Source organism: Nonomuraea sp. NPDC001684 (assembly GCF_053596515.1).
Window position 1 is genome coordinate 1 of record NZ_JBSFGJ010000502.1, and the last position, 6,337, is coordinate 6,337.

Annotated in this window: 7 protein-coding genes; 5 read left to right on the forward strand and 2 right to left on the reverse strand. The window is 72.2% G+C overall.

Annotated features, from left to right (window positions below; all coding sequences use genetic code 11):
• The 3 genes from ACWCSD_RS45225 to ACWCSD_RS45235 form a co-directional block, all read left to right on the forward strand.
• The coding region (locus tag ACWCSD_RS45225) for an ATP-binding domain-containing protein (protein ID WP_449924703.1) at positions 1-515 on the forward strand (515 nt) is incomplete at its 5' end.
• A 93-nt stretch (positions 516-608) separates the two neighbouring features.
• On the forward strand, positions 609-920 hold the full coding sequence (locus ACWCSD_RS45230; RefSeq protein ID WP_387674300.1) for a hypothetical protein: 312 nt from the start codon (positions 609-611) through the stop codon (positions 918-920).
• Positions 921-1,035: 115 nt separating this feature from the next.
• The gene (locus ACWCSD_RS45235) at positions 1,036-2,691 is read left to right on the forward strand and encodes an acetolactate synthase large subunit (RefSeq protein ID WP_397158623.1); all 1,656 of its coding nucleotides are present in this window, start codon (positions 1,036-1,038) and stop codon (positions 2,689-2,691) included.
• A gap of 25 nt (positions 2,692-2,716) precedes the next feature.
• On the opposite strand, the gene ACWCSD_RS45240 is transcribed toward ACWCSD_RS45235, so the two are convergent.
• Together ACWCSD_RS45240 and ACWCSD_RS45245 are read right to left on the reverse strand one after the other, a co-directional pair.
• On the reverse strand, positions 2,717-3,313 hold the full coding sequence (locus ACWCSD_RS45240; protein ID WP_387674294.1) for an NUDIX hydrolase: 597 nt from the start codon (positions 3,311-3,313) through the stop codon (positions 2,717-2,719).
• A gap of 43 nt (positions 3,314-3,356) precedes the next feature.
• On the reverse strand, positions 3,357-4,535 hold the full coding sequence (locus ACWCSD_RS45245) for a cysteine desulfurase-like protein (RefSeq protein WP_358299171.1): 1,179 nt from the start codon (positions 4,533-4,535) through the stop codon (positions 3,357-3,359).
• A 9-nt stretch (positions 4,536-4,544) separates the two neighbouring features.
• Here ACWCSD_RS45245 and ACWCSD_RS45250 point away from each other — a divergent pair, with 9 nt between their 5' ends.
• Together ACWCSD_RS45250 and ACWCSD_RS45255 are read left to right on the forward strand one after the other, a co-directional pair.
• The gene (locus ACWCSD_RS45250; protein WP_449924708.1) at positions 4,545-5,600 is read left to right on the forward strand and encodes a winged helix DNA-binding domain-containing protein; all 1,056 of its coding nucleotides are present in this window, start codon (positions 4,545-4,547) and stop codon (positions 5,598-5,600) included.
• Between the two features lie 71 nt (positions 5,601-5,671).
• A complete protein-coding gene (locus ACWCSD_RS45255) occupies positions 5,672-6,247 on the forward strand; it encodes an exonuclease domain-containing protein (RefSeq protein WP_397158617.1) in 576 nt (191 codons plus the stop codon).
• Positions 6,248-6,337: the final 90 nt, after the last annotated feature.

Below are 6,337 nucleotides of genomic sequence, written 5' to 3' on the forward strand. Positions count from 1 at the left end.
CGTGGCCGGAGCACCTGGAGCTGCTCGGCAGCCCCGGCGGGCGGATCGTCGAGCTGACCACCGGCTTCCGCGTGCCCGGCGTGGTCGTGGAGCTGGCCAACGCGCTGCTGGCCGCGCTCGACGCCGACGTGCCCCCCACCCGCTCCCACCGCTCCGACGGCAGGCTGCGCGTCATCGCGACGGCCGAGCTGGAGAAGGGGGTCGTGGCGGCCGTACGGGAGGCGGGCGGGTTCGAGGGGTCGATCGGGGTGATCGCGGCCGACGCGCACGTCGAGGCGATCACCTGCGCGCTCTGGAACGAGGGGCTGGACCTCGGCGAGCGGCTGAGCGTCATGCCCGCCTCGATGGCCAAGGGCCTGGAGTACGACCACGTGGTGCTCGCCGAGCCGGCCGCCGTCGTCGCGGCCGAGCCGCGCGGGCTCAACCGTCTGTACGTCGCCCTCACCCGCGCGGTCTCCCGGCTCGACGTCGTCCACGCCGAACCCCTTCCCCCTCAGTTTTCCCGCCCGTCATAACCCTTCTGAAATGGGCAGATGTCGGGACTCGGCGGCTCGACAGGCCTCCGGCTCTGGTGTGTGATGTGACTCACTTCACGAGGGAGCCGGAGAATGACCGCTTCGCAAGACCCGCCCCCGGGCGACGACGAGCACACGCGTGAAGGGCGCCGGCCGCAGCCGCCGCCCTACGCCCGGCCGCCGCAGCGGCAGGGCGCCCAGGTCCTGTCGATCATCGGGTTCGTCAGCGCCGCGGTGGCCATCCTGTTCATACCGATCCTGTTCGGCCTGGCCGGCATCGTGCTGGGCATCGTCGGCCACACCCGCGGCGAGTCCCTGGGCAAGTGGGCCGCCATCGCCGCCGCGGCCTGCATGGTCGTCGGCATGGTCCTCGGCGCGCTGGCCACGCGCGCGCTGGGCTCCTGACCCGCTGTGCCCGCGTGAGATCCGCCGTCGCGCGGGCACAGGACGCGTCCCGGAATGAAGCGCGCCTCCCCGGTGCTGTCAGGGACGCAGTCGCTCATGGAAGAAGGCGTTAACCATGTCCCCGCAGGCGGACGCGGCCCATCTGATCGTGCGAGCCCTGGAGGCGGAAGGCGTCGAGTACGTCTTCGGCATCCCCGGCGAGGAGAACATCCACTTCGTCGACGCGCTCAACGACTCCTCCATCCGTTACATCCTCGTCCGGCACGAGCAGGGCGCGGCGTTCATGGCCGAGATCTACGGCAGGCTCACCGGCAAGGCGGGGGTGGCCTCGGCCACGCTCGGCCCCGGCGCGATCAACCTGCAGCTCGGCGTGGCCGACGCCACCACCAACAGCACCCCCGTCGTGGCGATCACCGCCCAGGTCGGCCTCGACCGCATCTACAAGGAGTCGCACCAGGTGGTCGACCTGGTGTCGCTGTTCCGTCCGATCACCAAATGGGCCGACCTCGCCCCCACGGCCCTGGCCCTGCCCGAGATGATCCGCAAGGCGTTCAAGACCGCCCAGACCGAGCGGCCCGGCGCCGTCTACCTGGCCATCCCCGAAGACGTCGAGTCGGCCCCCGTGCCGGCCGACCTCGGGCCGCTGCCGGTCAACGTCGTACGCCCCCAAGACCCCTCCGCCGCGCAGATCGCCCGCGCGGCCGACGTGCTGGCCCGCGCGCGCCGGCCGATCGTGCTGGCCGGGCACGGCGCCGGGCGGGCCGGGGCGGCCGCCGCGCTGGTGCGCTTCTCCGAACGGCTCGGGCTGCCGGTGGCCACCACGTTCAACGGCAAGGGCGTCTTCCCCGACGACCACCCCCACGCGCTGGGCGCGGTCGGCTTCATGCGGCACGACTACGTCAATTTCGGCTTCGACGAGGCGGACGTGCTGATCAGCGTCGGCTACGAGCTGCAGGAGTTCGACCCCGTCAAGATCAACCCCAACCGCGACAAGGAGATCATCCACCTGCACCGGTTCCCCGCCGAGGTCGACGACCACTATCCGGTGTCCGTCGGGGTGCACGGCGACATCTCCCGGTCGCTGGACGCGCTCGCCGACGCCGTCCCGCGCCGCTTCGAGCTCAACGGCACCGGTGAGAAGATCCGCCGCCTGATGCGCGAGGAGCTGGAGCAGGGGCGCTCGGAGGACGGCTTCCCGCTGTCGCCGCGGCGCGTGGTCGCCGACATCCGGGAGGCCATGGGCCGCGAGGACATCGTGCTGGCCGACACCGGCGCGGTGAAGATGTGGATGGCCCGCATGTACCCGACGTACGAGCCCAACACGATGCTGGTCTCCAACGGGCTGTCCTCGATGGGGTTCTCGGTGCCCGGGGCGCTGGCCGCCAAGCTGGCCTTCCCCGAGCGCAAGGTGCTGGCCGCCACCGGCGACGGGGCGTTCCTGATGAACTCCCAGGAGCTGGAGACGGCCGTCCGCGAGCGCGTCCCGATCACGGTCCTGGTGTGGGTCGACGACGCGTACGGGCTGATCGAGTGGAAGATGGACCTGGAGCTCGGCCGTCACTCGGGCATCCGCTTCGGCAACCCCGACTTCGTCGCCTACGCCGAGAGCTTCGGCGCCCGCGGCTACCGGATCACCAGCGCCGGAGAGCTGCTGCCCACGCTGCGCAAGGCGCTGGCCGACGAGACGGTGTCGGTGATCGCGGTGCCCGTCGACTACGCGGCCAACCTGGAGCTGACCGGCAAGCTCGGCGAACTCACCGGCCCGTTCTGACCGGCCGTTCCCAGGGGCATCTGGGTCAGGTTCTCGTCCAGTGGGGCTGCGCGACGTCGAACACCCGCTGTTCGCGCCCGCGCAGCGCCACCTCGGCGAACTGCCACAGGATCGCCCCGGTCGGCGCGTGGATCACGATGTCCGGCCCGAGCGGCATCTGCAGCAGCTCGCCCTGCCAGCGCGGCACGCCGGGCGCGAGGAAGCGCTCCAGCGGCACCGCGTGCACCGAGGCCACCTCATGGGCGTCGCCCACCGGCTCCTGACGGCCCCCGAACGCCACCACCGGAGTGATCACGAACCCGGAGTCGGCGACGAAGTCGTCGAGCAGCCCGGCCACCGCCACGCCGGTCACCCCGACCTCCTCGGCCAGCTCGCGCAGCGCCGCCTCCACCGGCAGCTCGCCGTCGTCGAGCCGCCCGCCCGGCAGCGCCCACTGCCCCGCGTTGCGCCCCCGCGCCGCCCTGCGGATCAGCACCGTGTACGGGACGCGCTCGGCGTCCTCCAGCACGCACACCGTCACGGCCGCCCGGCGCACCCCTGGGACGGGCGGCACCTCCCGGCGGTCGAAGGCGGCGAGATGCGCGGTGACCTGCTCGCGCAGCACGTCGATCGGGGGCAGCATCCCCTCAGGATCCCACGCCCTGCCCGTACGGGCCGAGGGCCCGTCAGGAGAGGGCGGCCACCCCCTCCAGGAGGCGGTCGACGTCCGAGCGGTCGTTGTAGTGGACCAGGCCCGCGCGGACGGCGCCGCCCGAGTCGCGCACGCCGAGGGCGCCGGTCAGCTCCCAGGCGTAGTTGTGGCCGTTCCAGACGTTCACCCTCAGCCCGGCCAGATGCTCGGCGACCTGGCGCGGGGTGTGCCCGGCGACGGTGAAGTAGGCGGTCGCGGTGCGCCTGGCGGGCTTGCCGAGCAGGGTGACGTGCGGCATCGTCTCCAGGCCGGAGATCAGGGCGGCGAACAGCTCCAGCTCGTGCTCCTCGGCGGCGGCCATCGAGGCGAGCAGGCGTTCGCGGCGGGTGCCGGCGCCGGGGACCATGGCGGCCAGGTGGTCGACGGCCGCGGTGACCCCGGCCAGGTCGGCGAACGCGGACGTGCCCGTCTCGAACCTCTCCGGCACGGTGTCGGGGGAGGGCCGCAACTTGGCCGGGCGGACCGTCTCCAGCAGCGCCGGGTCGGCGACGACGGCCCCCACGTGCGGCCCCGACCACTTGTAGGCGCTGGTGGCGTAGAAGTCGGCGCCCAGCGCCCGCATGTCCACCGGGCCGTGCGGGGTGGCGTGCACGCCGTCCACGTACAGCAGGGCGCCCGCGCGGTGGGCCAGTTCGGCGATGGCGGCCACGTCGGGACGGGTGCCGAGGATGTTGCTGGCCGCCGTCACCGCGACGACCTTGGTCCGCTCGCCGATCAGGTCGGCGTACTGGTCGACGGGGAGCTCGCCGGTCACCGCGTCCACCTCGGCCCAGCGGACGGCGGCGCCCGTCTGGGTCCACGGACGCACGTTCGCGTCGTGGTCCAGCCGGGAGACCACCACCTCGTCGCCGGGCCCGGTCAGCGCCCTGGCCAGCCGGTACGTCAGCGTCGTCATGTTCGGGCCGAGGATCACGCCGTCGGGACGGCCGCCGACGAGGTCCGCGACGGCGGCACGGCAGGCGGCGACGATCTCGTCCGCCCGGCGGCTGGCGGGGAAGGCCCCGCCCACGTTGCCGAGCCCGGCCCGGTAGGCGGCGGAGATGGCGTCGATCACCGGCTGGGGCGTCTGGGTGCCGGCCGCGCCGTCAAGGTAGGCGAAACCATCGGAAAGCGCAGGATAGGAGGAACGTACGGACTCCAGGGGGAAAGGCATGATAAGTAGATGCTCACCCTCAGAGACCTCAACCGCGCCACCTTGGCCCGGCAGCACCTCCTCGCCCGGCACGAGGGCCGCCCGGCCGACGTCGTGCACCGGCTGGCCGGGCTGCAGGCGCAGGAGCCGCGGCCGCCCTACCTGGGGGTGTGGACGCGGCTGGCCGGCTTCCGGCGCGAGGACCTGCACGACTCGCTGCACGCGGGCGGCCTGGTGCGGGCGACGATGATGCGGGCCACGCTGCACCTGGTGACGGCGGAGGACTACGCGTCCTTCCGCCCGCTGCTGCGTCCCATGCTGGCCGCCGCGGCGCGCCGGTTCGAGGGCGTCGACTTCGAGGCCGTCGCCGCGGTCGCCGACCGGCTGCTCGCCGACGGGCCGCTCACCTTCAACGAGCTGCGGCCCCTGCTGCTGAAGGAGTTCCCCGGCGCGGACGAACGGGTGCTCGGCTACGCCGTGCGCATGATGACGCCGCTGGTCATGGTGCCGACGCAGGACCGGTGGAGCTTCCCGCGCGAGTCCGCCTTCGGGCTGCCCGGCGTCGAACTGGACCCGGCGCCCAGCGTGGAACGCCTGGTCGAGCGGTACCTCGCCGCGTTCGGCCCGGCCACCCCCGCCGACGTCCAGACCTGGTCGGGACTGGGCGGGATGCGGGCCGTCATGAAGGGGATGGAGCTGGACAGGCTCGCCGACGAGACGGGACGCGAACTGTTCGACCTGCCCGGCGCGCCGCGGCCGGGCGGCGACGTGCCCGCGCCGGTGCGCTTCCTGCCCGACTTCGACAACCTCGTCCTGGGGCACGCCGACCGTACGCGGGTGCTGGCGGACGAGTTCAGGCCGCTGGTCGCGACCAAGAACCTGCGGATCAAGGCCACGTACCTGGTGGACGGGTTCGCGGCGGGGACCTGGCAGATCAAGCGGTCCGGCAAGAAGGCCAAGCTCCTCATCAGCCCCTTCGCCGCGCCGACGCCTCTGGACGTCCTGGAGGAGGAAGGGCTCGCGCTCCTCGCCTTCGCCGAACCGGACGCGACCACCTACACCCTCGAACACACCCCACCCGACTGACCACCCCGCCCGAAGAACGAACGTGGGAAATTGAGATGCCGGAGCCGGGGGCGCATCCCTACCCTCGGCCCATGCGTCACGAATCCGCCCTGTTGAACGTCATCGATGTGGAAGCCACCTGCTGGGACGGGCAGCCGCCGCCCGGCTCCGTCAACGAGATCATCGAGATCGGCCTCACCGTCGTGGACGTGTCGGCACGGAGCCGGGTGTCCCGGCACCGCATCCTGGTCCGCCCTGTCCGGTCGGCGGTGAGTGACTTCTGCACGGAACTGACCGGCCTGACGCAGGCCGAGGTGGAACGGGGTGTCACCTTCGCCGAGGCATGCCGGATCCTCGCCGAGGAGTACGGCGCCGGGGAGCGTCCCTGGGCGAGCTGGGGCGAGTACGACCGACGGCAGTTCGCTCGACAGAGTCAGGCCGACGGAGTGGCCTACCCGTTCGGCTATCCGACGGAACGCACCCACACCAACGCCAAGGCCGTGTTCGCGGCGGCGTACGGACTACGCAAGAAACCCGGCATGGATCACGCTCTGCAGATCGCCGGACTGCCGCTGGAGGGACGCCATCACCGCGGCGAGGACGACGCGTGGAACATCGCGGCACTCGTCCTCGACCTGTTGGACCGCGGGGCATGGCCGGGCCTCTAGACGAGTAAGTCCTAAGTCGTTCGGAGTGCAGGCACGACGAAGGGTGTCGAGGATCGATGTGTGACGAACGACCTCAACACCCTTCTCACC

Coding starts and splice junctions, on each gene's coding strand:
- ACWCSD_RS45230 (WP_387674300.1), top strand. CDS start 609: ATGACCGCTTCGCAAGACCCGCCCCCGGGCGACGACGAGCACACGCGT.
- ACWCSD_RS45235 (WP_397158623.1), top strand. CDS start 1,036: ATGTCCCCGCAGGCGGACGCGGCCCATCTGATCGTGCGAGCCCTGGAG.
- ACWCSD_RS45240 (WP_387674294.1), bottom strand. CDS start 3,313: ATGCTGCCCCCGATCGACGTGCTGCGCGAGCAGGTCACCGCGCATCTC.
- ACWCSD_RS45245 (WP_358299171.1), bottom strand. CDS start 4,535: ATGCCTTTCCCCCTGGAGTCCGTACGTTCCTCCTATCCTGCGCTTTCC.
- ACWCSD_RS45250 (WP_449924708.1), top strand. CDS start 4,545: ATGCTCACCCTCAGAGACCTCAACCGCGCCACCTTGGCCCGGCAGCAC.
- ACWCSD_RS45255 (WP_397158617.1), top strand. CDS start 5,672: ATGCGTCACGAATCCGCCCTGTTGAACGTCATCGATGTGGAAGCCACC.